Origin of the sequence: Bittarella sp. HCP28S3_D9, assembly GCF_052065655.1 — a bacterium.
In the GTDB taxonomy this organism is placed as follows: domain Bacteria; phylum Bacillota; class Clostridia; order Oscillospirales; family Ruminococcaceae; genus Bittarella; species Bittarella massiliensis.
Genome location: NZ_JBQHTP010000013.1, coordinates 1 through 25,052, shown reverse-complemented (window position 1 = coordinate 25,052; position 25,052 = coordinate 1). Strand labels below are relative to the sequence as shown.

At 63.9% G+C, this 25,052-nt stretch carries 29 protein-coding genes and 1 riboswitch; of the genes, 20 read left to right on the top strand and 9 right to left on the bottom strand.

What is annotated here, in order from left to right; genetic code table 11:
• The first annotated feature begins 2 nt into the window (after window positions 1-2).
• The 4 genes from ACTNAU_RS08205 to ACTNAU_RS08190 are packed head-to-tail and all read left to right on the top strand — an operon-like array spanning window position 3 to window position 4,100.
• Entirely contained in the window at window positions 3-1,226 is a 1,224-nt protein-coding gene (locus tag ACTNAU_RS08205; RefSeq protein WP_441098118.1) for a hypothetical protein, read from the top strand.
• Entirely contained in the window at window positions 1,220-1,510 is a 291-nt protein-coding gene (locus tag ACTNAU_RS08200) for a hypothetical protein (RefSeq protein WP_441098117.1), read from the top strand. Before ACTNAU_RS08205 ends, ACTNAU_RS08200 begins: the two co-directional genes overlap by 7 nt.
• Window positions 1,500-2,351, top strand: coding sequence for a hypothetical protein (locus ACTNAU_RS08195; protein WP_441098116.1), 852 nt, complete (start codon window positions 1,500-1,502; stop codon window positions 2,349-2,351). The genes ACTNAU_RS08200 and ACTNAU_RS08195 overlap by 11 nt, the downstream gene beginning before the upstream one ends.
• Before the next feature lie 33 nt (window positions 2,352-2,384).
• Window positions 2,385-4,100: a hypothetical protein gene (locus ACTNAU_RS08190; RefSeq protein WP_441098115.1), complete on the top strand. Its 1,716-nt coding sequence runs from the start codon at window positions 2,385-2,387 to the stop codon at window positions 4,098-4,100.
• Between the two features lie 471 nt (window positions 4,101-4,571).
• On the opposite strand, the gene ACTNAU_RS08185 is transcribed toward ACTNAU_RS08190, so the two are convergent.
• Window positions 4,572-4,706 carry a hypothetical protein gene (locus ACTNAU_RS08185; RefSeq protein WP_256136559.1) on the bottom strand — a complete coding sequence of 45 codons (135 nt, stop codon included), beginning with the start codon at window positions 4,704-4,706 and terminating at the stop codon, window positions 4,572-4,574.
• Window positions 4,707-4,865: 159 nt separating this feature from the next.
• On the opposite strand from ACTNAU_RS08185, the gene ACTNAU_RS08180 reads away from it, so the two are divergent.
• From ACTNAU_RS08180 to ACTNAU_RS08160, 5 genes are all read left to right on the top strand, one after another.
• Window positions 4,866-5,048: a hypothetical protein gene (locus tag ACTNAU_RS08180; RefSeq protein ID WP_441098114.1), complete on the top strand. Its 183-nt coding sequence runs from the start codon at window positions 4,866-4,868 to the stop codon at window positions 5,046-5,048.
• Between the two features lie 196 nt (window positions 5,049-5,244).
• Window positions 5,245-5,616: a hypothetical protein gene (locus tag ACTNAU_RS08175; RefSeq protein ID WP_441098113.1), complete on the top strand. Its 372-nt coding sequence runs from the start codon at window positions 5,245-5,247 to the stop codon at window positions 5,614-5,616.
• A complete protein-coding gene (locus ACTNAU_RS08170; RefSeq protein ID WP_185914651.1) occupies window positions 5,613-5,963 on the top strand; it encodes a hypothetical protein in 351 nt (116 codons plus the stop codon). Before ACTNAU_RS08175 ends, ACTNAU_RS08170 begins: the two co-directional genes overlap by 4 nt.
• Window positions 5,964-5,997: 34 nt before the next feature.
• Complete coding sequence (locus tag ACTNAU_RS08165) at window positions 5,998-6,492, top strand: hypothetical protein (protein WP_441098112.1); 495 nt, start codon at window positions 5,998-6,000, stop codon at window positions 6,490-6,492.
• 34 nt (window positions 6,493-6,526) lie between these two features.
• Window positions 6,527-6,703 carry a hypothetical protein gene (locus ACTNAU_RS08160; protein WP_021660474.1) on the top strand — a complete coding sequence of 59 codons (177 nt, stop codon included), beginning with the start codon at window positions 6,527-6,529 and terminating at the stop codon, window positions 6,701-6,703.
• A 358-nt stretch (window positions 6,704-7,061) separates the two neighbouring features.
• Here the strand turns inward: ACTNAU_RS08160 and ACTNAU_RS08155 are convergent, their stop codons facing one another.
• From ACTNAU_RS08155 to ACTNAU_RS08145, 3 genes are read right to left on the bottom strand one after another with little or no spacing between them, the layout of a single operon-like run.
• The gene (locus tag ACTNAU_RS08155; RefSeq protein ID WP_441098156.1) at window positions 7,062-7,463 is read right to left on the bottom strand and encodes an alanine:cation symporter family protein; all 402 of its coding nucleotides are present in this window, start codon (window positions 7,461-7,463) and stop codon (window positions 7,062-7,064) included.
• Between the two features lie 46 nt (window positions 7,464-7,509).
• On the bottom strand, window positions 7,510-7,965 hold the full coding sequence (locus ACTNAU_RS08150) for a DUF3021 domain-containing protein (protein ID WP_185914653.1): 456 nt from the start codon (window positions 7,963-7,965) through the stop codon (window positions 7,510-7,512).
• Window positions 7,966-7,984: 19 nt separating this feature from the next.
• A complete protein-coding gene (locus ACTNAU_RS08145) occupies window positions 7,985-8,422 on the bottom strand; it encodes a LytTR family DNA-binding domain-containing protein (RefSeq protein ID WP_044993031.1) in 438 nt (145 codons plus the stop codon).
• A 155-nt stretch (window positions 8,423-8,577) separates the two neighbouring features.
• On the opposite strand from ACTNAU_RS08145, the gene ACTNAU_RS08140 reads away from it, so the two are divergent.
• Window positions 8,578-9,249 carry a cysteine hydrolase family protein gene (locus ACTNAU_RS08140; RefSeq protein ID WP_256136562.1) on the top strand — a complete coding sequence of 224 codons (672 nt, stop codon included), beginning with the start codon at window positions 8,578-8,580 and terminating at the stop codon, window positions 9,247-9,249.
• 84 nt (window positions 9,250-9,333) lie between these two features.
• On the opposite strand, the gene ACTNAU_RS08135 is transcribed toward ACTNAU_RS08140, so the two are convergent.
• Window positions 9,334-9,600, bottom strand: a complete 267-nt coding sequence (locus ACTNAU_RS08135) for a hypothetical protein (protein ID WP_441098111.1) — start codon at window positions 9,598-9,600, stop codon at window positions 9,334-9,336.
• 648 nt (window positions 9,601-10,248) lie between these two features.
• Between ACTNAU_RS08135 and ACTNAU_RS08130 the strand changes: the two genes are divergently transcribed.
• The 5 genes from ACTNAU_RS08130 to ACTNAU_RS08110 all read left to right on the top strand — a co-directional run bounded on the left by ACTNAU_RS08130 (window position 10,249) and on the right by ACTNAU_RS08110 (window position 15,851).
• A complete protein-coding gene (locus tag ACTNAU_RS08130; RefSeq protein ID WP_441098110.1) occupies window positions 10,249-10,653 on the top strand; it encodes a hypothetical protein in 405 nt (134 codons plus the stop codon).
• A 126-nt stretch (window positions 10,654-10,779) separates the two neighbouring features.
• On the top strand, window positions 10,780-12,777 hold the full coding sequence (locus ACTNAU_RS08125) for a hypothetical protein (RefSeq protein WP_441098109.1): 1,998 nt from the start codon (window positions 10,780-10,782) through the stop codon (window positions 12,775-12,777).
• A 3-nt stretch (window positions 12,778-12,780) separates the two neighbouring features.
• Complete coding sequence (locus ACTNAU_RS08120; protein WP_441098108.1) at window positions 12,781-13,623, top strand: ATP-binding cassette domain-containing protein; 843 nt, start codon at window positions 12,781-12,783, stop codon at window positions 13,621-13,623.
• Between the two features lie 12 nt (window positions 13,624-13,635).
• Window positions 13,636-14,277, top strand: a complete 642-nt coding sequence (locus tag ACTNAU_RS08115; RefSeq protein ID WP_441098107.1) for a hypothetical protein — start codon at window positions 13,636-13,638, stop codon at window positions 14,275-14,277.
• 173 nt (window positions 14,278-14,450) lie between these two features.
• Window positions 14,451-15,851, top strand: coding sequence for an alanine/glycine:cation symporter family protein (locus tag ACTNAU_RS08110; protein ID WP_441098106.1), 1,401 nt, complete (start codon window positions 14,451-14,453; stop codon window positions 15,849-15,851).
• A 488-nt stretch (window positions 15,852-16,339) separates the two neighbouring features.
• Here the strand turns inward: ACTNAU_RS08110 and ACTNAU_RS08105 are convergent, their stop codons facing one another.
• A complete protein-coding gene (locus ACTNAU_RS08105; protein WP_441098105.1) occupies window positions 16,340-17,170 on the bottom strand; it encodes a metallophosphoesterase in 831 nt (276 codons plus the stop codon).
• A gap of 199 nt (window positions 17,171-17,369) precedes the next feature.
• On the opposite strand from ACTNAU_RS08105, the gene ACTNAU_RS08100 reads away from it, so the two are divergent.
• Both ACTNAU_RS08100 and ACTNAU_RS08095 read left to right on the top strand, forming a co-directional pair.
• Entirely contained in the window at window positions 17,370-17,888 is a 519-nt protein-coding gene (locus ACTNAU_RS08100) for a nitroreductase family protein (protein ID WP_441098104.1), read from the top strand.
• 56 nt (window positions 17,889-17,944) lie between these two features.
• Window positions 17,945-18,637 carry an MBL fold metallo-hydrolase gene (locus tag ACTNAU_RS08095; RefSeq protein ID WP_441098103.1) on the top strand — a complete coding sequence of 231 codons (693 nt, stop codon included), beginning with the start codon at window positions 17,945-17,947 and terminating at the stop codon, window positions 18,635-18,637.
• A gap of 63 nt (window positions 18,638-18,700) precedes the next feature.
• Here the strand turns inward: ACTNAU_RS08095 and ACTNAU_RS08090 are convergent, their stop codons facing one another.
• Window positions 18,701-19,375 (bottom strand): flavodoxin family protein, encoded by a 675-nt coding sequence (locus tag ACTNAU_RS08090; protein ID WP_441098102.1) that lies wholly within the window; start codon window positions 19,373-19,375, stop codon window positions 18,701-18,703.
• A 114-nt stretch (window positions 19,376-19,489) separates the two neighbouring features.
• On the opposite strand from ACTNAU_RS08090, the gene ACTNAU_RS08085 reads away from it, so the two are divergent.
• Entirely contained in the window at window positions 19,490-19,837 is a 348-nt protein-coding gene (locus tag ACTNAU_RS08085) for a winged helix-turn-helix transcriptional regulator (RefSeq protein WP_441098101.1), read from the top strand.
• A 144-nt stretch (window positions 19,838-19,981) separates the two neighbouring features.
• Here the strand turns inward: ACTNAU_RS08085 and ACTNAU_RS08080 are convergent, their stop codons facing one another.
• Entirely contained in the window at window positions 19,982-21,586 is a 1,605-nt protein-coding gene (locus ACTNAU_RS08080; protein WP_441098100.1) for an amidohydrolase, read from the bottom strand.
• A 1-nt stretch (window position 21,587) separates the two neighbouring features.
• Window positions 21,588-23,042 (bottom strand): APC family permease, encoded by a 1,455-nt coding sequence (locus tag ACTNAU_RS08075; protein WP_185914666.1) that lies wholly within the window; start codon window positions 23,040-23,042, stop codon window positions 21,588-21,590.
• Between the two features lie 93 nt (window positions 23,043-23,135).
• A riboswitch (Lysine riboswitch) is annotated at window positions 23,136-23,302 on the bottom strand.
• A 202-nt stretch (window positions 23,303-23,504) separates the two neighbouring features.
• Between ACTNAU_RS08075 and ACTNAU_RS08070 the strand changes: the two genes are divergently transcribed.
• Together ACTNAU_RS08070 and ACTNAU_RS08065 are read left to right on the top strand one after the other, a co-directional pair.
• Window positions 23,505-24,344, top strand: coding sequence for a DUF4352 domain-containing protein (locus ACTNAU_RS08070; protein WP_441098099.1), 840 nt, complete (start codon window positions 23,505-23,507; stop codon window positions 24,342-24,344).
• An 11-nt stretch (window positions 24,345-24,355) separates the two neighbouring features.
• Window positions 24,356-24,991 (top strand): HAD family hydrolase, encoded by a 636-nt coding sequence (locus ACTNAU_RS08065; RefSeq protein ID WP_441098098.1) that lies wholly within the window; start codon window positions 24,356-24,358, stop codon window positions 24,989-24,991.
• Window positions 24,992-25,052 lie beyond the last annotated feature (61 nt).

Below are 25,052 nucleotides of genomic sequence, written 5' to 3'. Positions count from 1 at the left end.
GGATGAGGATGCCCCATCTGCGCCCCCTCTCGGGGGAGCGGCGGGCGGTGCGGCCCTTTCGGGGGCTGAGCGCCCTGGCCCCCACCGGGGGGTACCTGCAGCGCTGCCGCCGCTGCGAGATCACTCCCCAGGGGCACCTGGTGGGGGCCAGGGGAAAGGTGGAGGCCCGCCGGGCCCCCGGCCTGACCCAGTGCGGCGAGGGGTGGATGATCGCCCGAAACCGCTTTTATTGGCAGGGCGTCGACCTGGCCGCCCCCATCGCCGCCGGGGAGAAGTCGGTGGTCCCCTTTGGCGACCGGCTGCTCCTCTTCCCCGACCGGGTCTACATCGACCGGGTGCGGGTGGAGGCGGGAAATTTCAACGCCCCGGCCATCGACTGGGCAACGGTGTTTTTAAACCGGGTCTTCGGCATCCGCGGGGGGACCCTGCTGGCCAGCTCGGTGGGCAACGAGAACTGCTGGGACGACTTTCAAAACCCCGACGGATCCCCCAAGGAAAACGGCGCCTTTACTCTGACGCTGCAGGACGCCCCCTTCACCGCCCTGCTCCCCTTTCAAAACCACCTGATGCTCTTTCGGGAGGGGGATTTCTTCGAGCTCTACGGCACCCGCCCCTCCAACTTCGCCCTCACCCAGGTGGCGGGGCTGGGGGTGAAGGAGCCGCGGCACCTGACGGCCTTTGACGACCGGCTCTACTTCTTCTCCCAAAACCGCGTCTGGCTCTACCAGGGCGGCGGGGTCAGCGACCTGCTCGGACACCTGGGCTGGCGGTTTGAGGACTGCGCCCTGCAGGCCTTTGGCGGGGGGCTGCTCATCGCCGCGGGGGAGAGCGTCTACCTCTGGCAGGACGGCTGTCTGCTGGAGCTGGAGGAGGAGCTGCACTGCGACCGGCTCTCCTGTGAGGGCGGCCAGGTCTACGGCCTGGACTGGGGCGAGGGGGTCTGCTGGCAGTTTCTCGCCGGCCCCCGGCAGGCCTACGAAGTCGGGGTCAAGACCGGCCTTGTCGGCGGCAGCTGGGAGGAGTACCGGGTGGAGTGCCGGGGCGAGGTGGCCGCCGCCTGGGAGGGCCGCCCCCTGGGCGAGAGCCGCAGCCGGGAGTTTGCCCTGCTGCGCTGCTTTGTGGCCCGGGGCGGCAGGGAGCCGGGGCTCTTCACCCTGCGCTGCGGCCCCGACGCCGAGGTGGCGGGGCTGGCCGTAGAGGTCAAAGGGGGGGAGAGCGGATGGTGAACCTGTCGCCGGCGCGCCTCTCCTCCGGCGGGGCGGAGGAGCGCATTGCCGCCCTGGAAAACACGGTGCTGCGGCTGCGCAAGGAGCTGGAGTACGCCCTGCAAAACCTAGATGCGGGGAATTTGAGTCCCACCCTGGCCCAGACCTTAAACGGCGGGCCGGTGAACTGGGCGGCCGCCCGCGCGGCGGAGGCGGCCGGATACACCGGTGAGCTGCGGCTGGGCGGGACCCGGCTGCGAGTGGAGGAGGGGCGGATCGTCGAGGTGATGGAAGATGGGATATAAAGAGGATTTGAAGCGGGTCCTCAAACAGTTGGAGGAGACCAAGTTCACCTATGCGGTGGACGACGACCCCGCCTACATCCGCCGGCGAAAGGCGGGCAAGGAGCAGACCGCCGCCCGGCAGGACGGGGCCACCGCCGACGACCGGGCCCGGGCCGCCGGGGCGGACACCAGCTACGGCCGGGCCATGCGCGCCTATCTGGAGCGGCAGCGGGGCGAGGCGGACAGCGCCCTGCGCCAGCAGTACGGCCAGCAGGCCAAAAAGGCCTACGACGCCCGGGTGACCGGGCTGGAAAAGGAGCGCGACGGGCTGAAAGACAAGGTGCTCAAAGAGGAGCAGAAGGCCGCCGCCGAGCAGGCCGCCGCCCAGGAGCGGGCGCGAAAGGAGGCCCAGCGCCAGGAGGAACTGCGCATCAAGGAGGAAAACAAGCTGGAAATCGAGCGCATCCGCGCCCAGGCCAAGGTGGAGGCCGCCCGGCTGGCCGCCAGCAAAAAGAGCGGCCGCTCGTCGAGCGGGGGGGCCGGCTCTGCCAAGAAGAGTGCCGGCTCCAGCGCCGCCAAGAAGGGCTCCGGCGCCGGCCAAAAGGCGCCGGCCGCCTTTGACGAGACCAGCGGCAAGTTTCGCTCCCTGGCCGCCGAGAGCCACAAGCAGTACCTGCTGGGCTACAGCCGCGGAAAGGAGAGCGGCGGGGAGGAGCGGGGCAGGAGTTTTGGCTACCAGCAACAGGTGCGCTGGCTCTACGCCCAGGTGGACGGGGACCCGCAGAAGACGAGGGCCCTGGCAAACTACCTGAAAATACCGACAGCTTATACCAGTGAAGAGGCCCTGGGACGGCTCTACTGAGTTGCAGACAGGGGAAAGGGAAGGGGAGACGAGATGGACTACCAAATTGCGGTGCGGGAGGACAAGGGCTTGGAGGTGGGGACGCCCCCGCCCCTGATCCAGGGGGAGAAGGGGGTGGACCGGCTGGTATTCACCCTGCCCGACCCCTACCGGGGGATGGCGCTGGACGACTTCTCCTTCACCGCCAACCTGGAGAGCGCCGCCGGCTGCCACAAGCTGGCCGCCGCCCGCTCGGAGCGGGTGGAGGGAGCGGTGCGCTGTGTGCTGGAGCTGAACTGCTCTTTGGAAGGGCTGCGGGATGAGGTGCTCCTCTCCTTGGAGGGGCGGGACGGGCAGCGGGTGCTGGCCACCCGCAAGACCGCCCTGCGCTTTGTGCCCGGGGCGCGGACCGAGGCCATCGCCCAGGCGGGGGAGAGCCTGTTTGAGAGCTTTTTGCAGTCTGTCAGCGCTGCCCAGCGCCGGGCCGAGACGGCGGCGGAGGCGGCCTCCCTCTCGGCGCTGGAGGCCGAGAACGCCAAGCAGGCGGTGGCGAACGTGGGCAGTCTTGCCAACCAGTCGGCCGCCCGCGCCGCCGAGAGCGAAAACCAGGCCCGCCAGTACCAGCAGCTCTGCGCCGACGACCGGCAGGAGGTGGTGGCCGCCGCCCAGGCGGCCCAGACGGCGAAGACCCAGACGGCCACCGACGCCCAGAACTGCGCCGAGGCGGCCGAACAGAGCCAGCTCTGCGCCAACTCCGCCCAGACGGACGCAGCGGCTGCCCAATCGGCGGCCACCGCTGCCTGCACCGCCGCATCCGCCGCCGAAAGCGCCGCCGGGGCCCTGGTTCAGGGCAGGGTCCTGCCGGGCAATCTGCTGCAAAACCCCAGCTTTGAAGAGGGGGAGGAGGGCTGGACGCTCACCGAGCGCAGCGAGCAGCCCAGTCCCCTGCACGGCCGCTACGGGGCGGCGGTGGGGATCGGGCACACCCTGGAGACGGCGGCCGACCTGGATTGGCAGCCGGGGGACTATTTGGTGACGGCGGTGGCCCGGGGGGTGGGACGGCTCTTTGCCGCCGCGGGGGACTGCCAGGTGGAGATGGGGCGGATCAACGCCAAGTTCACCCTCTACGCCGGGCTCCTCCACCTGGAGGCCGCGGCGGCTGCCCCCCTGACCTTTACGGTGGTGTCGGGGCGGGGATACCTGGACTGCGCCCTCCTCTTCGCGGTGCCGGCGGACTGCGCCGGCCTGGATGCCGCCCAGTGGCTGCAGAAGCTGCAGCACTACCCCTACACCTGGGGCGCCGGACCCCAGGGGCCGGTGCTGGAGGGCGCGCGGCGGGCGACCGCCCTGGGGGCGGACGTGGAGGGGCTGGCCTGGTTTTCCGCCGGCGTCCCCCTCCCGGCCCGGCCGGGGGTGGACTACGCCCCGGCCGCGGGGGGCGACTGCGCCTTTGCGGGGGAGGGCTGCCGGGTGACCGGGCAGTCCTGCATCTGGCGGCGTCAGGGGGACTTTGTGGCCCTGGCCGGGGAGGTGGAGCTGGATGACTGCCAGCCCGGCTTCCGGCTCGCCGGGTTGCCCCTGCCCCCCCGTTCGGCCCCCATCGGCGGTGTCTGGCAGTGCGATCCCCCCTGCGGGGAGGAATTGACCTTAGTAGGGGAGGCGGGGAAAGACGGCCTTGCCTTTGCCGTGCGCCGCGGGGGCAGCATCCAGCCGGCCCCTGTTCTGGAAGGGGCAGTGAAGTGCTGGATTTGGGTGTGGTACCTGGTGTAGGGCCACTCCTTCAAATCGCGTGTCTCCCGTCGGCAGCTTCTGGCGGTAAAATCCCCCCTGCGGGGAGGAGCTGGTCCTGGCCGGGGAGGCGAGGGTAGACGGATTGGCCTTTGCCGTGCGCCGCGGGGGCGGCAACCAGCCGGCCTCTGTTCTGGAAGGGGCGGCGAAGTGCTGTGGTAGCTGGTGGAAAGCCGTTCCCCCAAAAAGGGTGCCCCCAGACCCTGTGTGGGGGGGGGCGTCTGCGCTCCCCGCCGGAGGGGGCGGAGAAAAAACAAAAGGAAAAAGGCCCCGCGGAGTGGGGCCTTTTTCCCTGTGGGATGAAAAGATAAAAGTATGAAAAGAAGGTGAGAAATAGGAGGATTCCGTTTCATCGGAATCTGTTTCTGCATCTGTAGTATAGCAAATTTGCGGGGTATTGTATATGCACAAAAGAGCTAAAGAAATACATTTTGATTTAGTGATAGTGCTCTATTACAGGTCGTCGGCGTCCTGCACCGGTATCTCGTCCGGGTTCAGGGGAACGCCGGTCCAGGAGCCCTGAGGGTCGGTGATGATGCGGCTTTGGGCGGCCTTTTTGCGCCGCTCCTCCCGCTCTCTCTCGGTCATGCTCTCACCTCCTCTCCGCCAATAGGCCGCCGTTTTGGACGGGTGCTGCGGCGGCCTTTGCAGATAGCTTGCCCCCCTTTGGCCGGGGTATGATTGCCGCCGGAGGGGACAAACTCTCCCCAGAGAGGGCCTGGTGCCGGTCGAGGAGGGGATGGACGGATGAAAAAGAGGGGGCACCGCCTGTTGGCTTGGGGCGCCAGGGTCGGGGGAGCGGCCCTGCTTTTTTGGCGGCTGGGGGGCGGCCTGTTCCCCCTGTCCCTCGCCGCGGCGCAGCCGATCGGGGCCGGGCTGCTGCTGGCCCTGCTGGCGCTGGCGGCCCACGCCGGGCGACAGGGGGGCTAGCGCGGCTGTGCGCCCGCGCCGCAACTGGGTGCGGACAGCGGCAGTGTCGGCAAAATCGACAAATTGTGACACCCCTTCAGGACAAAGCGCTGATTCGGGGCAAAAGAGATACCCTTTTGGAAAAAATGGGTATATACTGAAGCTAGAAACCCACGGACAACAGCAGCTTGCCCAGATTGGCGGGAGGTGTTTCGCGATGAAGGCAAAAAAGTGGATCGTTCGGTCGGCATTGGCCCTGGTGGCGCTGGGTGCGCTGACGGGCTTTGGCTACCTGCTCTACACGGTGCAGCTGGAGGAAAACCGCGGCGTCCCCCTGAGCGGGGAGCAGTGGCGGTGCCTGCTGGGGATCGTGGCGGGCATCGGCGGCATCCTGCTCCTCCTGCTGGTCATCGCTGGGCTCATCGGCCGGGCCACCCAGGGCAGGGAGCTGCCCGCCGGCAAGGCCGCCAAGGGCGAGGGCTGGTCCTTTTACGGGTACGACAGCTATGCGCCCGGGCGGGTGGAGAGACAAAATAGGGGGAGACCCCATTTTGAGAAGAGACCGGAAAAAAAGGAGGGCTCAAAATGAAAAAGGCATTGAAGACGGCGGCCATCGCGCTCTGCTTCCTCTTCGGGGTGGGGCTGTTGCTGGCGCCGGCGCTCCTGGGGGAGGGCGGGGTTTCCCTCTCCTGGTTTGCCGGCCTGAGCGGGAAGGAGTGGTTCTACCTCGCCGTGCTGGTGCTGGCCCTGGTGGCCCTGGTGCTGCTGCCCAGCCTGATCGGCCGGGTCGGCAAGGGGGCGCCCCGCTCGCTGGACCGGACAGACCGGCCGGGCAAACAGCTCTTCTACGGCCCCAACTACGAGGAGCCCACCGACCGGGAAATCGACCGCACCCTCAAAAAGATGAGGGGGCAAAAGCCCGGCGGCGCCCACTAGCCCGCCCGACGAAACAGAGAGAGGAGGGGAGGCCGTGCGCATCCGCTATCGCTACAACCGCTTTCAGCGCATCTGGGAGGCCGGCGGCCTCGCCTGTCTCGGGCTCTGCGCCCTCTGCCTGGGGATAAACTGGCAGCGGGTGGCGGCCGAGGGGCTGCCCACCTCCGCCCGCATCGGCGGGGTGGCCTACCTGGCGCTGACGGTCTTTCAGGGCTTTACGGCGGTGTTTGCCCACCCCGAGCCGGAGGGCAAGCCCCAAAAGCCCATCTACCAGCGCCCCGAGCTGACCCTCTGGGGCACCCCCCTGCGCTACGACGGAAACAGCGACTGGGGCTACTATGTCCGGCGGATGGACGCGGCGGTCATCTTGCGGGCCGCGGTGGCGGCGGTCTTTGCCCCGGCCGTCATCGCCGCCGCCTTCGGCGCCCCCCTGGGCCGCTGGTACGTGACGGCGGGACTCATCGTCATGGCCCTCTTTTTGGGCTATGCCATCGCCCGCCTGCTGGGCCCAGCCCAGCGGCGGGGTTGACTGCCGCCCAGCGCGGCGGAGAGGAGGAACTGTTGTGAGTGTTGCTCTGTGGATCAAGTACGGTTTGATTTTTGTCGCGGTGATTGCCGTGGTGGCGCTGATTTTGGTGGCCCTGAGCCGGTTTCGCAAGCCGCCCAAGGCCGTGGGCAAGCGGGATGAGCAGCTGGGCCTCTTCCCCTTCGGGGACGACGAGGGGGGCGGCCGGGTCTAGTTCTGTGCCGCTGTGCTGAAAGTGCTGTTGCCAAGGGAAAAATGTCCCTCGCCCGTTCGTGCAGATTGCAGGAATGGGCGAGGGCTTTTTGGCGCAACCTGGGCGCGGTGCAGGGCGACAGGGCGGGGATGGCCCATCTGTCCAAACGACTTTTCAGAATTGTTCGGCTGGAATCGACTGGGGGCAGGCGACTTCGCGCGGGCCGCCGCCGAGTTATGTACCGCGAGCTTGCGGCGATGCCTGGGAGCGGCCAGTAATACGATTTCTGAACTGATTTGGCCAAAGGGTATCGCTGCCAATCCGATTCTCCTTTTCAGACAGGTTGCCGACAGCGCGCTGCACCTCTTCGGTCATGCCTTTATCGCCCCGCCGCCGTCAGTGGATCGGCGGGAGCCGGGCCGCCGGGCAAATCGCCTGAGAAGGCGGGGGAGGGCCTTGTTTGCCTGTCGGCGGGCGAAGGAACCGAGGGGTTGCCGTGGACCCAGCGGACCTGTCGGGCCAGACCCTGTCCCCGCTCAGCTTGGGGGCGCTCGAGGCAATTCGAGCGCTGGGTAGGCGGCCCTCGTCTCGCCGCCACACCCCGAACAGCCGCTGCCCGAACACCGAAGGCCGAGCGGAAAATCAACTCAAAGACTGGGCCCACCTGGTCGCGGTGCACTGCGATCACCCAGAGAGAGGCGGTGATGTAGAAGATGCTCATCAAGGGGACAAACTTTTCGGTAAAGGCCCTGATCCGCTCGCTTCCCCTTCCCCCAAACAGAAGAAGAGCGGGGCTGCCCGACAGCCCCGCTCTGCATCTGGGGCCCTTAAAGCCCCTTGAGTTTTTGGTTGATGGCCCGCAGCTTTTGCCGCCAGTGGTGGGCCAGCGCCAGCCAGATGACCAGGTAGATGGCCAGAAAGAGGAGCAGGTAGCTCGCCAGCCCGGCGGCGCTCAAGGTGACCCAGCGGTTGACGGCCGCCGTGCCGATGACCGCGGCGGCGCAGCAGCAGCCGTGCAGGGCGGTCTGCCGGGCCAGGCTCCAGCGCTCGATTTCAAAAAAGACCGAGATGGCGGCGCAGACGGCCCCCAGCAGCCCGGAGGTGAGCAGTTGCAGCCCCACGGCGGCCAACAGGTCGCCCCCGAAGGCCGCCAGCAGTTCGGGGGTCACCGGCCAGTACTCCCCCACCCCCAGGGAGATGAAGTAGCAGATGGCGGTGGAGGTGCAGACGCCCCAGCCAAAGCCGACAACGGCCCGGCCGGCCGCTTTTTTTGCGCAGTTCACAGACAAGCCCTCCTCTCTCTCACAGGCCCAGCCGCTCTTTGATGCGGGCCACATACCGGCGGGAGACAAAGGCCCCGCCCCCCTTTTTGAAGCGCAGGTGGATGGTGCCGGCCGTGGACATATCCAGGCTCTCCACCCAGTCGAAATTGGCGATCTCCGAGTGGGAGATGCGGGCGAAGCGGCTGCCTGCCAACTGGGCCTCCAGCTCGTAGAGCCGGGCTTTGAGGAGGTAGCGCTCCCCCTGGCAGAGGGCGTACACCTGCTGCCCCTCGGCGGTGACGAGGGTGATCTCCCCGGGGTCGAGCAGGTAGACCCGCCCTTCCCGCCGGCCCGCCAGACGCCGGGTGGCGCCTGCGAGGCGGGCGGCAGCCGCCTCCACCTCGGGGGTGATCTCGCCGCAGTAGATCACCGCCCGGGGCCCTGCCAGACCGGGCTGCAATTTGATCTCCACCTCCACGGCCATCCCTCCTTTTTTGTTCTGGTACCAGTATACCCTGGCGGGACGGGGCCGTCCACCGCTTTTGCGCAGTCGGTCGGCGCAGGCGCGCAGTCGGTTGAAAAGCGGAGGTGAAAGGGGTATACTGAAAAGAAAAAACGGAAGGGGAATGCCCCATGGATCTGCACGCCATTGACTACCAGGCCGCCTTTGCCGAGGCCGCCAAACAGGTGGAGGGGAGCCTGCGCGACCTGCCCACCGCCCACCTTGACGAGTTCCCCGCCGAGGGGACCGTCTGCGCGGTGGTGGATTTGAACGTGGGCTTTTGCCGCCAGGGGGCCCTGGCCAGCCCCTACGCCGATGCGGTGGTCCCCCGGGCGGCGGCCCTGGCCCGCGCCTGCGCCGAGAGACAGATCTACACCCTGGCCTACACCGACTGCCACCGGGACGATTCCCCCGAATTTTCCGCCTACCCGCCCCACTGCGTCAAGGGCAGCGGGGAGGAGAAGGTGGTGGAGCAGATCGCCGCGGTGCCGGGCATCAAGATCGTGGAGAAGGCCTCGACCAACGGCTTTCTCAACTGGTACGTCAAGGAGCTCCTCGACCGCTACGAGGTGGGGCACCTGATCGTCACCGGCTGTGTCACCGACATCTGCGTCTACCAGCTGGCGACCACCTGCAAGGCCTACGCCAACGCCGAGGGGCGGGAGCTGGACGTGGTGGTCCCCCTGGACTGTGTGGACACCTTTGACATCCCCGGGGTGCACGGCCGCGACTTCTACAACGCCGTCTTCGCCGCCTCGATGCAGGCAAACGGGGTGCGGCTGGTGGAGCGCATCGAGTGGTAGGGACAATATTGAATTGAGAGACCGCCAAAGAGCGCGCGTCCTTTCGCTCGGTGCGAAAAGGCGCGCGCTCTTGTTGTGCGGCCGCTATTCGTCGATGATGTCTCCCTTGAGGCCCATGTTCAGCTCGTCGATCTCGGGGCGGACACCCTTCTTTTCGTTCTGCTCCAGCCAGAAGGCGCGGTAGGCCTCCTCCATCTCGGGGGACTCGATTTCCAGGAGCAGGTGATTGCCTCGGTCGTCGTCCACCCAGTGGACGGTGACGGGGGTGTTTTCGCTGGCATAGGTAAAATAATAGAGGTTGAACAGACAGGGGTCCAGGTAAAAGAGCGGTTCTCCGTTCAGTTCTTCCATATCGGTATAAAAGAGTGTGGAATACACAAAGCTGTGGTCGTTTTCTGACAGCTGCTCCATAATTTTTAAATCCTCATCGGTATATCTGCTCTTTTGAAAGCGAGCGTCAATCGCCACTGAAAAAGGCCCGCCAAATCCGCCCTTTCCGAGAATAAGGCCGGTAGCGGAGTGGACGGGGCGACCTTCCGTTTCAGCCATCAGTTGGGCCCAGTGCTCCCGACTGGGGGCAAAGTCGTACTTTGCCTCGCCGGGCCTGAGAGGGGAGGTACTCTTTTTGTTTAGAAGAAATAAGCCGACGCCAATCAGGCAGGCTGCGAGAAAAACAGCTAGAATACAGATGCGTATCCTTTTCTTATCCATGGAAAAGCCCCCCTTTCGCAAGTGAAAGCAGCTATCTGTATAATTTTAGTATAGCATATAAAGAAAAACAATCAAATTATTATATAGGAATATTTTTTAAACTATCAAAAATGTTAAAGTTGTATAAATCATATATTTAAAACTATCAACTAAGTAGATATGCATATAATTGTATTTACAAAGAAGAAATTTATAGTAAAATAATGGCAGATACAAATAAATGAAGAGGTGTCTCCAATGGCCTAGGTCGGCTGTAGGAGAAGGCTGACGGGTATCGTAGAGGAAAGGATGGAAAAAATGAAGAAGTTCGGTTTTAAAAAGGTTTTTTCAGGCCTTTTGGCGTTTGCGATGGTGTTGACAGTTTCAGCAGTGGCACTGGCACAGGTGCAGCCACGGTCGTTCTCGACTTATACAGCATATAAAGCCACCTCTGGTGAGCAGGTAAAAAAAGATTATTTGAATCCAAATGATAATTTGGAAGTTTACAGTGAATGTACAGGACAAGGCAGCAGCCCTAGTGGTAGACTAATGTTCGTTTATGTAGATGGGTTTAATTATTTAGAGCCCATTTATACGCGCTATCTGGGTGTGGGTCAAGTAGGAAAGTTTCCCCCACAAGGAGTTAGAACAGATGCGTATCGACTTTGTCTGTTAGATTATAATGTTGGCTACGGTACTATTGCTTCCTGGTAGGTAAGAAAAAGGAATGGGCCTGGTTCTGCCAGGCCCATTTGTTCTCAATCTATTTAAAGCGAGGACGTTCCTATTGTTTGAGTCGTTTGTTTCAATAGCGCTCAAAACCGGAAGGAGCAGCGCAGTATGAAGTCGCTATACAAAAATCAACTGACCGCCTTTTTTCGCTTTCCCCTCATGTGGGTCGGCCTTGCCGCAATCCTCGTCTTTCCCCACGCCATCCTCTCGCCGCGCATCGCCTTTCTTCTCGAAGACCTGACCTTGACTGGAGATGTTCTTCAATATGCGGCCACTGTATTTAGGCAAACGCCGACCATCTGCTTTTTGTTCATGGCGTTTTTGTCCTATGAGTTTTTTGTGAGGAATAAGAGCAGAGACCTGTTAGAGACATTTCGGGCTATGCCTGGCGGCACCCTTCGAGTCCTGGGCAGCCAGGCCCTGGTGTTGTTGGGAGTACTGGCGCTCTCGGTCATCAATGTGGGTGGGTACATATTTTACGGCATCTATTTGGTGGGGGGCGTCGATCTTGCGATTTTTGGAAATATTGTAGCAGCCATCTTGCTCTATCTCCTGCTGCCGGGTCTGCTGGCCATTGCCCTGGGCATTGCCCTGGCGCTGTACGTTGGGCGGGTGCCCGCCTATGCGGTGATCACCCTGTGGGGGTACCTGGCATCCGAGCTTTTGTACAAACCGCTTTTTATGGCACAGGCGACGATGGGGCCTATTGGGTACTGGCTTCGCGATGTGATTGCCGTTTCCGATGTTGGTGAGTCTTTGAGCAATGGGATATACGGCCTCCCCGTAGAGTGGTACCGGATCGCGAGATGGGGCTTTTGGTTTTTTCTGTTGTTGGGGCTTGGCTATCTGGGCACCGCGGGGGTTGCAACGCGGAAGAAAAGATGGGTAAAGAGAGGGTGTCTGATTCTCTCCGTCCTCTGCCTTGTAGCCTTTTTGGGGAAACAGGGCTACGTTCCCCAGGACGGCCGAATCGATGGGAGAAGCACCTACAGCTACTACTACTTCAACAGGGGAAAAGAGGAAAAGGCCGCGTTTTCCATCTCCGACTACGACCTGGATCTGCATGTCGGCGACGGGATGAGGATGACCGCCTCCCTCGGGCTGGCAGATGCAGAGAAGGAAGAGGAGCTGAAGTTCACCCTCTACCACAGCTATCGGGTCAAAAAGGTGCAGGCGGAAGACGGAACCCCCCTTCCCTTTGCGCAGGATGGCGACTATTTGACGGTGGACAAGTCCAAAGCCATGGATACAGAGCGGATCGCTCTGCAATACAGCGGCAACGCCGGACCCTTTTACACCAACAATCAAGGCATCTACCTGCCGGGGGACGTGCCCTATTACCCGGTGGAGGGGTTTCGGCTGCTCTCCATTCAGCCGGATGAAAAGATGAATGCGGGCGATTTCATCTATGCGCCCTTACTGAATGAGGAAAAGCCGTTTACCGTGCGGCTGGCCTACGGCAAACACCCCCTCTACCTCTCTCTGCCCCAGGTGGAGGAGGGGGTGTACAGCGGTCTCTGCAACGGCCCCACCATCATGGCGGGCTTTTTGGAGGAAACGGAAGAAGAGGGCGTTTCAATCGTGCGCCCCCTGTACCACCACGGATTGGCCTCGTTTAGTGAGGAGGATGCAGCGGCAGTGGAAAAGCTAGACGCGGCTTTGGGGACGGATCTGGCGGGGTATTTGGAGCGCACTCCCCTGTTTTGTGTAGACACCAGCCAGTTTGGCAATGCCCTGGGGCACTCTTCCTATGTGCAGATGAGCGACCACGTCCTTGTGCGCAATAGGCTTGGAGGAAATGTGTTTCGGTTTGTCCCCATGTTGGCAGGGGACAATGCAGAAAAGCAGACGGTTGCGACGGCGATTTCTTACCTCTTTGACCCCTCCATGCGGCAGATATTCATTTCGGAGTTTGGCGGTGGGAACGGCATGGGGATGGCTTGGCGCTTTATGGGAGAGGACGAGGAGGCATACCGACTTTTCATCCGGGCAAGCGAACAGTTGGGAGAGGACGCCCTCTGCCGCGCAGCCGGCCAATATATTACCAACCCAAAGGACAGTCGAAGCGCGCAGGTGTTTTTGCAGGATTTGTTGGAGGGGGAGTAGACGGTGATCAAGCTGGACGGGGTCAAAAAATCATTTGGCAAAAAGACAGTTCTAAAAGGGATCAACGGAGAGCTGGGCCAGGGAGTCTACGGTCTACTGGGCCCCAACGGTTCGGGCAAGACCACCTTGATGCGCTGTATGGTTGGCCTTTACCGCCTGCAGGGCGGCACAATTGCCTATGACGGGATGGATCTGGCCAAGCACAGTGAAGTGTTGAACCGGGTTGGGTATCTTCCCCAGAAATTTGGCCTTTTTAGGGAACTGAAGGCCTACAATATGCTGGAATATTTTGCGACTTTAAAGAACATTCCCAAAGGCAAGCAGCGGGAAGCAATCGAGCGAAGCGCTGAAGTGGTCAATCTCAGCGACCGGCTGTACGATCGGGTGGGGAGTTTTTCGGGTGGCATGATCCGGCGGATGGGGATCGCGCAGGCAATTTTGGGCGATCCGCAGGTCATTTTGTTTGACGAGCCGACAGCCGGACTGGACCCAGAGGAGCGGATGCGGTTTAAAAATATCGTCTCCTCCATTCGACGGGAAAAGACCATTCTCATCTCCACCCACATCGTTGAGGACGTGGAGGCCCTCTGCGATCATATCCTGGTGATGAGGGAAGGACTGATCGCCTATTCGGGCACAGACTCAGGGCTGCGTGAGGGGGCGCGAGACAAGGTGTTTTGGGTTTGTGAAAATACCAGCTTGCCGGCGGCGAGCTATGTGGAGAAACGGTCGGAAGAGGGGGATGGCGTTCGCCTGCGAGTGCTCTCTTCGGCCCCCATAGAGGGGGGAGAACCGGCAGAACCTACGGTGGAAGACGGATACATGACGATTATCAAAGGGGTATAGGGGGCTGTCGGGATGGGAAAGCTTTTATACCTTCGCTTTCGCTCGATGGGAAAGCTCTACTTTGTGGTGCCCCTGGCTCTGTGGGGGGTGCTCCCCCTGCTTTGCTGGCTGTCCTATGAGCAGATGGAGGGCGCGGCTACCGGCCTGTTCGGTGCCGCCGAATATGTGGAGCAGATGGGGGCCCTGTTTGCTGTTTGGTGGCCCTGCCTTTCCCTAAAAGAAGAGGTGGAGGGGGCTGGAAGCGAATTGCTCTTTGTACACATGGGGCAAAGGGGAAGAAGGTCTTGGTGCGATGTTTCCACCCTGGTGTGGTATCTCCTCCATTTTTGGACGGTTGGTGGGCTGCTGCTCTTGGTCGATGGGAGATTTGGCGTTTATCTAGTGAAAACCACTGTGCAAATTGTCTTTATGTGGGGGTTGTGCTACTTTTTGATCGCTGTTTTGCGCTCTACCTCCATCCCTTTGATGATTGCAGTGGGATACGGCATTGCGGGACAGATGTTTGAAGAGCCGGCAAAGGGCAGATGGACGATATTCAGCACGGCGTACGACGTGAATTGGGAACTTGTGGTACACAAATACCTGTGGGTGTTTGGCATTGGCATCGTCCTTTGTGTACTGGGGCGGCTGTTCATCCAAAAGTGGAGAAAATAATTTCAAGACAGGCGCCCTGACGGTGATTTTTTGCCGACAGGGCGTTTTTTTGCCGAAGAAAGGCCCGCGTAGCTTATGTGCTGCCAGGGCGAAAAAGCGCCCCTTGTGCATATGGCATATTTTTTTGGCATATCCATTTCCTGCGCCCGTGGGCGCGGGAAGGGGACGGTCAAATGCCGTGGTTCTGGGCGGCGGAGGGAGCAGTCAATCGGTTTGTCTGGGGGCCGGTGATGCTGGCGGTGCTGGTGGGGGTGGGGGTCTACTTCACCTGGCGCACCGGCTTTTTGCAGCTGCGCAAACTGGGATACATGTTCAAGGTCACCCTGGGCAGCCTGTTTCAAAAGAAGAAGGGGGGGACGGGGCAGAACCTCTCCCCCTTTGCCGCCATGACCACCGCCCTGGCCGGGACCATGGGGGTGGGCAACATCGCCGGCATCGCCACCGCCCTCACCCTGGGGGGGCCGGGGGCCATCTTCTGGATGTGGCTGTCGGCCCTCTTCGGGATGATGACCAAGTATGCCGAGGTGGTGCTGGCGGTGCACTACCGGGAGACCAGCCCCGACGGCACCCACCGGGGCGGGCCGATGTACTACATCAAAAAGGGGCTGGGCCGGGGCTGGGGCTGGCTCTCGGGGGTCTTTTGCCTGCTGTGTGTCTGCGCCTCCTTCGGGATGGGGGATATGACCCAGTCCAACACCATCGCCCAGTCGCTGCGCCAGTCTTTCTCCATCCCCTACTGGGCCACCGGAGTGGGGGTGATGGTCCTCTGCGCCCTGGTGGTGCTGGGGGGACTCAAGCGGATCGGGGCCTTCACCGAAAAATTTGTCCCCCTGATGAGCATCTTCTACATCGCCGCCTCCCTCTGGGTGATCGCGGTGCACCGCGACCAGGTGGGCCCGGCCTTTGGGTTGATTTTCCGCTCGGCCTTCGGCGTTCGGGCGGCGGCGGGGGGCGTGGTGGGCTACACCCTGCAGGCCGCCCTGCGCACCGGGGTCGCCCGGGGGGTGTTCACCAACGAGGCGGGGCTGGGCAGCGCCCCTATCGCCCACGCGGCGGCCGAGACCGACAGCCCAGTCAAGCAGGGCTTTTGGGGGATGTTCGAGGTCTTTGCCGACACCTTTGTCACCTGCACCCTCACCACCCTGGTGATCCTCACCACCGGGATGTGGGACTCGGGGCTGGACGGGGCGGCCCTCACCACCGCTGCCTTTGACACGGTACTGGGCCGCTGGGGCAGCGGGTTTATCGCCATTTCGGTGCTGTTCTTCGCCGTTTCCTCGATGCTGGGGTGGTGCTTTTACGGCGAGAGCGCCATGGCCTATCTCAGCCGTGGCCGGCAGGGGCCGGTGTTCTGGTACCGGGTGGTCTTTCTGGTGCTGATCATGGTGGGGGCCACGGTGGAGTTGCGGCCGGTCTGGCAGCTGTCGGACACCCTCAACGGCCTGATGGCGGTGCCCAACCTCCTGGCGCTGCTGCTGCTCTCCCCCCAGGTGTTCCGCCTGACAAGAGAGCACTTTGCCCCCATCAAAAAGGGCGCAAAAAGGCGGCGCGAAACCGGTCCGCGCCGCCGATAGGGGAAGCGCACTCCCCCGGCTTTTCCGGGCGGGCCAGCCTTGCGGGCGGGCCTTTTCTCCGCCTCGGGCGAGGGGAGAGGCTCTGTCGGCTGCACCCAAGAGAGGGCCCCGCCGACAGGCCGGGGAGAGGGAGCGCTGCTTCCCAGCCTGTTCGAGGGTTTTGTTTGCCAGCGCCCGAGAAAAGAGGTGCCCTCCCAGGGGAACTCCCGCGCGGCCTTTATCCAGGGGGCCTCCCCCCTTTAAAAGCGCCCTGTCCCACGGGGAAGAGGGGACAGTGTTTTGCCGCAAAAGCGGGAGGCGATGGCCACCCGTTGTCGGGGGAGGATACCCCTGCCGCCGATTGCTCGCCGCTGCAGCCTTGCTCCGAAGGCGCACTCTCCATTGGAGAAGATGCCTTTTGCAGCGGGGTAGAAATGTCCAGCGGGGCGGCTGACCTCCAACCGAAACGGGGGCTTTCGCCCGATGGGGACGCAAAAAAGCCCCCCGCTTTACGAGGGGCTTTTCTGGCCGGGGACGATCTGCAGCAACACCACCTCGGGCGGGTCAAAGAGGCGGGCGGGCACCTTGGTGACCCCCACCCCGCTGGTGACCTGGAGGGACCGGCCCTTCCCCAGGGGGTAGCTCCCCTTGGCGTAGGAGCCGGAGCCGGGGGGCAGGAGGAGGTCCCGCACCAGGGGCAGCCCCAACTGCCCGCCGTGGGTGTGGCCGGAGAGGATCAGGTGGGCCCCGGGGACCTGTTCGGCCGCCGGGCCGGGTTCGTGGGCGACGAGGACGCGCAGCTCCTCCCCCTCCAGGGAGAGGGAGAAGTCCGGGCGGCCCAGCAGGGCGTCGTCCAGCCCGCCCAGGACCAGCCCCAGGTCGGGCAGCGCCACCGCCTGGTTTTGCAGCAGGATGAAGCCGCCCCGTTCCATCAATTCGCCGTAGACCCGGTGGGCCCCGCCGCCCCGGTCGTGGTTGCCCCAGACGGCGTATTTGCCGAAGGGCGCCTCGATCTCCGCCAGGATGGCGGCCAGCTCGTCCAGGTCCAGGAGTTCCTGGTCCCGGCGATAGGCGTCGAAAAAGTCGCCGGCAAAGACCACCAGGTCGGGCTGTTGGGCATCAATCAGCGCCGCCACCCGGCGCAGTAACTGGGCGCCGCCGTTGCGGCCCAGGTGGATGTCGGAAAAGAGGGCGATGGCAAAGGGGCGCGCGGCGGGAAGGGCGACCTCCTCCCGGCGCAGCACCAGGCGGCTGGTCTCCCCAAAGCGGGCCCAGCAGGCGGTCCCGCCCACCAGCGCGGCCAACCCGGCTGCCAGCAGCCCTTTCCAGTGGCGAAACACAGGCATCCCCTCCTTTTTTGGCCGGTGGCCCGGACCCTGTGCCCGGGCCAAATTTGGGACAGTATAGCACACCTTTGAGAAAAATGCCAGGGGGAGGGAGGGCAGGGAAAAAGTTTACAAACTGCCCTTTGACCGCCTCTGGCGGCGGTAGTATACTAATATAGTAGAAAAAGCCGAGAAGGCAAAGGAGGAAATTGCTGTGAACGAAGTGTTGAAAGCGATTTTGGAGCGGCGGAGCGTCCGCAAATTCACCGGGGAGCCGATTGCCCGGGAGGAGATGGAGACCCTGCTGCAGGCCGCCTCTTACGCCCCCAGCGGGATGGGGAAGCAGAGCTGGCAGTTCACCGCCGTCACCGACGGGGCGAAGATCGCCGCCCTCTGCGAGGCCATGGGGAAGGCCATGGGCAAAGAGGGGTATGACATGTACCGCCCGGCAGCGCTGATCCTGGCCTCCAACGACCGGGAAAACGGCAACGGCCTGGCCGACTGCGCCTGCGCGCTGCAAAACATCTTCCTGGCCGCCCACTCCCTGGGGCTGGGCAGCGTCTGGATCAACCAGCTCAAGGAGACCAGCGACGAGCCCGGCGTCCGCGCCGTGCTGAACGGCTTTGGGGTGCCGGCGGAGCACATCGTCTGGGGCGTTGCCTCCCTGGGCCACCCGGCCGAGACCCCGGCAGCCAACCCCCGGCGGGAAGGGGTCATCCACTGGGCCGACTAGGTTTGCCTGCCGGCCCCGACGCCCCCTGAACGGGGGAGAGAGGATGGGGAGCACGGATGAACAGGATCACGCCGCTGCGGCTGCCGGGCCCGGGGGAGGGGTCGCCCCCCATCTGGCCGGTGCTGCTGCAGCGGGAAGAGGGGGGCCGGGCGCTGCTGGTGGACTGCGGTTGCGCCGGGACCCTGCCCCGGCTGGAAGAGGCCCTGGCCGGGGCGGGTGCGTCCCTGGGGGACTTACAGGCCCTGGTGCTGACCCACTGCGACCACGACCACATGGGCCTGGCGCGGGAGCTGACCGGGCGCTGTCCCGGTCTGGGCGTCTACTGCTCGGCGGTGCAGCGGCCCTTTGTGGCGGGGGAGGCGGCCTCCCCCCGCTCGGTGGCCGCGGGGCGGCCCGCCCCGGTGGACGACCCGGTCCCCGAGGCCGTCGCCCTGGAGGGAGACGCCCCCTTCCCGGGCTGGGAGGGGCTTTGGGTGGTGGACACCCCGGGCCACATGCCCGGCCACATCGCCCTCTACTGCAAAGAGGAGCGCACCCTGATAGCGGGCGACGCCCTCACGGCAGAGGAGGGGCGGCTGGCCGGCCCCAACCCCCGCTACACCCTGGACATGGAAGAGGGGATGGAGACGGTCCGCCTCCTGGCCCGGTTAGACTTGCAGACCGTCCTCTGCCACCACGGCGGGGCGGTCCGGGGGGATATCCCCTGGCAGTTGGAAGCGCTCTCCCGCGCCTGGCGGGAGGGCAGATAGGGCAGATAAAAAGAGAGGGAGCTCCCCTCTCTTTTTTGTGTGCCTCAGCCCGCGGAGTTGGCGTCAGACAGGGTGGTCGATGGAGATGGCGCGAACCATCTCCATCCCTGCCGCCCGCGCCGCCGCCAGGTCGCGGGGAAACTGCTCCTGTCGCCGCCGCCATTTGGCGGCCTCGTCCCAGATGCTGGCCTCATAGAGGCTGTAATCGGAAAATTCCCAGGTGTCGCAGGCGTAGAGGAGGGCGGGCGGATGGCCGAACGTGTAGGAAAAGTACCCCTCGGTGGTGGCCAGGTTTTGCGGATAGCCCGCGGCCCGCATCTCCTCTTCGGTCACATTCATGGTGTAGATCATGGCCGAGCGCAGCGGCTTGGGGGCAAGGGTGGTCTCCCCGGCCCGGAAGGAGTGAAAGGGGAAGAAGAGCCGCTCCAGCAGTCCCCGCAACTGGGCGGTGATGTCGTGAAAATAAATAGGGGAGCCGCATACGATCCCGTCGGCGGCAGCGAGGGCGGCCAGCAGCTCCCGCGCCCCGTCGGGGTAGGCGCAGCGGCCGTAGGAGGGACCACCCTTTCGCTTGCAGGCAAAGCAGCTGCGGCAGCCGGTATAGGACAGGTCAAAGAGATGGACCAGCTCGGTCTCTGTTTCGGCGTCGGCGGCTCGGGCCCCCTCTAAAAAGGCCTCTAGCATCTGATGGGTGTTCCACCCCTTGCGGGGGCTGCCGTTCAGGGCAATGATCTTCATGGTGCTGTCTCCTCTCTGCCCCTTTACAGAGGCTGTGTTTTGAGTTTACAATGAAAGGTGAAAAAAAGGAAGTACGCACCGGTTGGATGGGTACTATCAGAAAGGATAGTGAAGATGTCGGACAGGCTGCCCAAGATCGCCGATTCGGAGGACACCTCCTTTGGCTACACCCTCTCCCTGTTCAACGGCAGGTGGAAGTTGCTGATCCTCTACAACCTGGGCAAGGGGGAAGTGATCCGATTTAACGAGCTGCAGCGGCTGTTGGGGAGGATCACCTACAAGACCCTCAGCGCCAGCTTGAAGGAGATGGAGGCCGATGGTCTGGTGTTCCGGCGCGCCTATCCCCAGATCCCGCCCAAGGTGGAGTATGGTCTCACCGAGCGGGGCCGCTCCCTGCTGCCGCTCCTGCGGGAGATGTGCCGCTGGGGAGAGACACACCGCCCTGCCGCCCCGGGACAATAGGCGCGCCTGCCCCGGCCTGCGTGCTGGGGAAAGGCCTCCTTTCGCGCGAAGGGGACAGCGGACAAGCGAGCAGAAGAAAAAGAGCGCCGGAACAGGGAAGACGGTCCTGTTCCGGCGCTCTCTTTTTTGCGGGGGGAGCGCGAGCTAGCGCTCGTAGACGAACTCGCCGCCGAGGACGGTGGCGTCCACCACGGTGGTGAGCAGCTCGTCGGTGGGGATGGTGAAGATGTCCTGGCTGAGGATGGCCAGGTCGCCATAGTAGCCGGGCTTGATGCGGCCCTTCACGCCCTCTTCAAAGCTGGCGTAGGCGCTGCCGGCGGTGTAGCCGTCCACGGCCTCGTAGATGTCCATGCACTCGTGGGGGTAGAAGCCGCCCTCCGGCTTTTTGTCCAGGTTTTTGCGGGCCACGGCGCAGTAGAGGTTGTTCATGGTGTTCAGGTCCTCCACCGGGCTGTCGGTGCCAAAGGAGGTGTGGATGCCCAGCTTGTTCATGGTGTGGAAGGCGTAGCTGGTAGAGGCCAGCTCCTTCCCGACCCGGCTCTCCAGCACCGTCATGTCGTAGTGCAGGAAGATGGGCTGGATGTAGGCGAGGATGTCGTTTTCGCAGAAGCGCTCGACCAGGGGGGCGTCGGTGATCTGGCAGTGGACCACCCCGTGGCGGTGGGGGTTTTTGCCGTCGCAGACGGTGTCGTAGCTGTTGAGCACCTGCTCGATGGCCGCGTCGCCGATGGCGTGCACCGCCACCTGGCAGCCGTTCTCGTCGGCCAGCTTGACCATGGCGTCGGTCTGCTCCTGGGTCAGGGTCTGGATCCCCTGGGTGGAGGGGTCGTCGGCATAGGGCTTTCTCATGGTGGCGGTGCGGGCGCCCAGGGAGCCGTCCACAAACAGCTTCAGGGGGCCGATCTTGTTGTAGCTGTCGCCGGCGCCGGTCTTGTGTCCCTCGTCCAAAAAGGCCTGGTAGCTGGCGGGGTCCATGAAGTTGCACTGGTGGTAGACCCGCAGGGTGGGGTGGCTGGACTGGATGTTTTCATACGCTTGCAGGGTCTCGCGCCAGCCCCCGGGGCGGACGTCCATGGTCTGCACCGAGGTGATGCCCCACTCGGCGGCGTGGGCCATGGCGGTGCGCAGGGTGTGCTCGATCTCCTCCACGGTGGGCTCGTGCTGCAGGGCCATCACCATGTTGGCCGCGGTCTCGCGGAAGATGCCGGTGGGCTCGCCGTTTTCGTCCACGTCGAAGTGGGCCCCCTCGGGCTGGGGGGTGTCCTTGGTGATGCCGGCCATCTCGATGGCCAGAGAGTTGGCGCTGACCGCGTGGCCGCAGGCCCGCTCCAGCACCAGGGGGTACTCGGTGGTGATCTCGTCCAGGTCGTGGCGGTCCATCATCCGGGCCTCGTCGGTGAAGTAGTCCTGGTTCCAGCCCGAGCCGTGGAGAAAGGTCCCCTTGGGCGGTTGGGTGCGGGCGATGAAGTCGCGGGCGATCTTTTTGACCTCGGCCATGGAGGTGCAGCCGTGCACGTCGATGGACTCCAGGTTCTCCCCCACGAAGTAGAGGTGCATGTGGCTGTCGTTGAAGCCGGGCACCACAGTGCGGCCCTGGGCGTCGTACTCCCGGGCGCCGGCGGGGGCGGCGGCCCGGCACTCCTCATTGGTGCCAACGGCCTTGATGATCCCGTTTTCGATGCAGACGGCCTGGGCGAATCTCTCCCGCTCCAGGTAGACCTTTCCGTTGACGATGACGCAGCTGTCCATGTTACGCTTCCTCCTTGTTGTCGGTGGCTTGGGCCTCGGCTTCCGCCTGCTGGGCGGCCAACACGGCCTCGCGGCTCTTTTTAAACACCAGCTCGTAGAGCAGCAGCCCCACGGCGGGCACAGACAGGCCGATGATGGAGGTGACCGGGGATTCCACCAGGGTGTTGATGAGCAGGCCGATGGTGATGAGGATGACCAGCACCACCATCACCGGGTAGCCCCACACCTTGTAGGGGCGCTCCAGATCGGGGTATTTTTTGCGCAGCCGGATGACCGCGTAGAAGGTCATGGTGTTGAAGAACATCCCGCAGAAGGCCACCAGGCTGGTGAGCTGGCTGAGGTTTTGCATGCACACCAGGACGATGGAGACCACCCCGGAGAGGACGATGGCAAAGACCGGGGTCTTGTATTTGGGGTGCAGCTTGGCCGCGCTCTTGAAGAAGGCGCCGTCGCGGGCCATGGCGTAGTAGGTGCGGGGGAAGACCATGACGCAGCCGTTGAGGGCGCTGAAGATGGCCACGATCATGGTGGAGCCGACGATGATCTTGCCGGCGCTGCCGAAGAGGGTGTTGGCCGCTGCGGTGCCCAGGAAGAGGTCGCCGCTGGCGAGCATGGCGGTGATGGTCTCATAGGGCAGGGTGCGGTAGATGGCGAAATTGAAGAGGACGTAGATGAGCATCACCCCGACGATGGAGAGGATGATGGCCAGGGGCAGGTTGCGCTTGGGGTTTTTGATCTCCTCGCTGATGGTGTTCAGGTTGGTCCAGCCCTCGTAGGCCCAGAGGGTGGCCACCACCCCAAAGGCCACCATCCCGCAGATCTTGAAGAGGGAGGGGGTCCCGGCGATGGCCGGGTCGGGCACCAGCGAGAGGTTGGGGGTCTGCTGGCCCATGAAGATGCCGCAGACGATGATGAGGACGATGGGCAGCAGCTTGAGGATCATGAAGAAGTTCTGGATCCGGCTGCCCAGCTTGATGCCGAAGAGGTTGATGGCGCTGAGGAGCACGATCATCCCGATGGCGATGGCCTTGCAGGCCAGGGGGGAGAGGGGGACCAGGCTGGCGATGGCCTCGGGGAAGGCCACGGCCAGGGCGGCGATGGAGCCCGAGGAGCCGAGGATAAAGTTGGAGAACCCGCTCATAAAGGCCACCCGCTCGCCGTAGGCCTCCCGCAGGTAGACGTAGCCGCCGCCGGCCTTGGGCATCATGGCCCCCAGCTCGGCATAGCAGATGCCGGAGAAGAGGACCACCAGCCCGCCCAGGGCCCAGACCAGCAGGGCCAGCCCCATGCTCATGCCGCTGCGCTGGAGCACGATGCTGCCCAGGTAGAAGATGCCCGAGCCGATCATGATCCCCCCCAGCACCGACACGCCGCCGAAGAGGCCGACCTCCCGCTTGAGCTCGGTCTTTTCAGAGGCCAGCGCCTGGGCCTTTGTGGTGTTTGGTGTTTGATTCATCTGTGTAACTCCTTTCGGTGTCGTCCCGCCCGCCGGGGCGGACAAAAAGAAAAAGTTGCACCCCATCAGTGCAACTTTCAAACGAGCAAAGTTATCACCGATAGCGCCTCTGTTAAAAAACAGGAGTCAGGGAGATCTTCTCCCCCTGCCCAACAGCGGGGCGCACCCGCCCAGCCGTTTCGGCGGTTTGGCCTTTTGCCGGGTTCCCAGGGTGTCCCCTCCCACCGGCTACTCATCCGCACCGCGCCTCTATCAACTTTGTCCTCAGGATACCACACCGGGCCGGACTTGTCCACCTTCTCTTTACAATTTGTTGCGACTTTTTTCACAATTCGACGCCTGGGAAGACCGGGGCAAATGAGACCTTTTTCGTTGACAAACCGGGCCCCGGCCGATACACTAAAACAGAAGAGAGAGAAGGGCGGGCAGTCTTGCCGCCCCGACGATGAGGAGGAGTTCTCTATGAACGGCTACTACACCCCCCCGACCCAGCCCTACGGCACCACCAGCTGCCCCCAGTGCCGCAACCGGATCCCCGCCGGCAGCCCGGTCTGCCCCTGCTGCGGCTGCCCGGTGGCGGCGGTGCGGGAGCGAAAGTACAAAAACCTGCGCAACACCATCATCGCCGTGGCCTCGGTGGCGGTGGCGGCGGTGCTGGTGGTGTTTTTGTGCTACGGGGCGGCGATCGCGGCGGTCTTTCGCGCCGCCCGCAACGACGGCGGCAGCGACTACGGGAACGGCTATCACCACTACCAGGGGGGCTGGGACGACGGCGACAACTACGACGACTACGACTACGGCGACGAGGGAGACGGCGGGAGCTACTTTGACCAGCAGTCCCCCAGCGGCTGGAACAGCGGCGACCACCAAAACCGCCGGACCCCCGACGCCACCCACTACGCGGTGGGACAGACCGCCAGCTGGGAGGAGATGGAGTTCACCGTCACCGGGGTGCGCGACGGCAGCGAGTACGGCCTGACCCCCGACGAGGACGACGAGTACCTGGTGGTGCAGATCAAGATCACCAACCGCTCGGGGGAGGACCGGCTGCTCTGGCGGCCCGACTTCATCCTGCAGGGGGGCGACGACCTCTTCGAGTTCTCCGAGGACGACGACGCCTACATCACCGACAGCCAGGGCAATCGCCAGGAGCTCTTCACCACCCAGACCTTGGCCGCCGGGCGGACCATCGAGACCACCCTCTGCTACGAGGTGCCCAAGGGCTCGCAGAACCTGGAGCTTACCTACGACAACGACGACTACCTCTACAATCCGCAGCTGCGCTTTGACCTGGGCAGATAGGGGGAGAGACAGTGCAAAAAGACGGCATCCTCTTTGATTTGGACGGCACCCTCTGGGACGCGGCGGCCCAGGTGGTGGAGTCCTGGAACCTGACCCTGCGGCACTTCCCCGAGGTGGGCCCCATCACCGAGGCCCAGATGAAGGGGGTCATGGGCAAGACCCTGCCCAAGATCGGCGAGGCCCTCTTCACCGGCGTATCGGTGGCGCGGGCCCACGAGATCGTGGCCCGCTGCTGCGACGAGGAGAACGCCTACCTCGAGCGGACCGGCGGCACCCTCTACCCCGGGCTGGAGGAGACCCTGGCCGCCCTCTCGGCGCGCTGGCCGCTCTACGTGGTCTCCAACTGCCAGGAGGGGTATATCGAGGCCTTCTACGCCGCCCACGGGCTGGGGCACTACTTTGCCGGCAGCGAGAACGCCGGCCACACCGGGCTGCCCAAGTGGGACAACATCTCCCTGGTGGCCCGGCGGGAGGGGCTCTCCCGGGTGCTCTACGTGGGGGACACGGAGATGGACTGCGACGCCGCCCACCGGGCGGGGGTGCCCTTCATCCACGCCCGCTACGGCTTTGGCCGGGCCCCTGAGGCCGACTACACCATCGACACGCTGGCAGAGCTGCCCGCCCTGGTGGCGCGCATCTGGCAGTAAACGGCGGCGGGCCCCCCCGCCCCTCGGGGGCGCCGCCGCACCGCGATTACGCCGGGGGGTG

Bases quoted from the DNA above. Each gene is read 5' to 3' on its own strand.
- ACTNAU_RS08195 (WP_441098116.1), top strand. From the start codon at position 1,500: ATGGGATATAAAGAGGATTTGAAGCGGGTCCTCAAACAGTTGGAGGAG.
- ACTNAU_RS08115 (WP_441098107.1), top strand. From the start codon at position 13,636: ATGGGAAAGCTTTTATACCTTCGCTTTCGCTCGATGGGAAAGCTCTAC.
- ACTNAU_RS08075 (WP_185914666.1), bottom strand. From the start codon at position 23,042: ATGAATCAAACACCAAACACCACAAAGGCCCAGGCGCTGGCCTCTGAA.
- ACTNAU_RS08190 (WP_441098115.1), top strand. From the start codon at position 2,385: ATGGACTACCAAATTGCGGTGCGGGAGGACAAGGGCTTGGAGGTGGGG.
- ACTNAU_RS08180 (WP_441098114.1), top strand. From the start codon at position 4,866: ATGAAAAAGAGGGGGCACCGCCTGTTGGCTTGGGGCGCCAGGGTCGGG.
- ACTNAU_RS08070 (WP_441098099.1), top strand. From the start codon at position 23,505: ATGAACGGCTACTACACCCCCCCGACCCAGCCCTACGGCACCACCAGC.
- ACTNAU_RS08135 (WP_441098111.1), bottom strand. From the start codon at position 9,600: ATGGAAGAACTGAACGGAGAACCGCTCTTTTACCTGGACCCCTGTCTG.
- ACTNAU_RS08095 (WP_441098103.1), top strand. From the start codon at position 17,945: ATGAACAGGATCACGCCGCTGCGGCTGCCGGGCCCGGGGGAGGGGTCG.
- ACTNAU_RS08130 (WP_441098110.1), top strand. From the start codon at position 10,249: ATGGAAAAAATGAAGAAGTTCGGTTTTAAAAAGGTTTTTTCAGGCCTT.
- ACTNAU_RS08080 (WP_441098100.1), bottom strand. From the start codon at position 21,586: ATGGACAGCTGCGTCATCGTCAACGGAAAGGTCTACCTGGAGCGGGAG.
- ACTNAU_RS08170 (WP_185914651.1), top strand. From the start codon at position 5,613: ATGAAAAAGGCATTGAAGACGGCGGCCATCGCGCTCTGCTTCCTCTTC.
- ACTNAU_RS08125 (WP_441098109.1), top strand. From the start codon at position 10,780: ATGAAGTCGCTATACAAAAATCAACTGACCGCCTTTTTTCGCTTTCCC.
- ACTNAU_RS08200 (WP_441098117.1), top strand. From the start codon at position 1,220: ATGGTGAACCTGTCGCCGGCGCGCCTCTCCTCCGGCGGGGCGGAGGAG.
- ACTNAU_RS08085 (WP_441098101.1), top strand. From the start codon at position 19,490: ATGTCGGACAGGCTGCCCAAGATCGCCGATTCGGAGGACACCTCCTTT.
- ACTNAU_RS08205 (WP_441098118.1), top strand. From the start codon at position 3: ATGAGGATGCCCCATCTGCGCCCCCTCTCGGGGGAGCGGCGGGCGGTG.
- ACTNAU_RS08140 (WP_256136562.1), top strand. From the start codon at position 8,578: ATGGATCTGCACGCCATTGACTACCAGGCCGCCTTTGCCGAGGCCGCC.
- ACTNAU_RS08090 (WP_441098102.1), bottom strand. From the start codon at position 19,375: ATGAAGATCATTGCCCTGAACGGCAGCCCCCGCAAGGGGTGGAACACC.
- ACTNAU_RS08185 (WP_256136559.1), bottom strand. From the start codon at position 4,706: ATGACCGAGAGAGAGCGGGAGGAGCGGCGCAAAAAGGCCGCCCAAAGC.
- ACTNAU_RS08110 (WP_441098106.1), top strand. From the start codon at position 14,451: ATGCCGTGGTTCTGGGCGGCGGAGGGAGCAGTCAATCGGTTTGTCTGG.
- ACTNAU_RS08175 (WP_441098113.1), top strand. From the start codon at position 5,245: ATGAAGGCAAAAAAGTGGATCGTTCGGTCGGCATTGGCCCTGGTGGCG.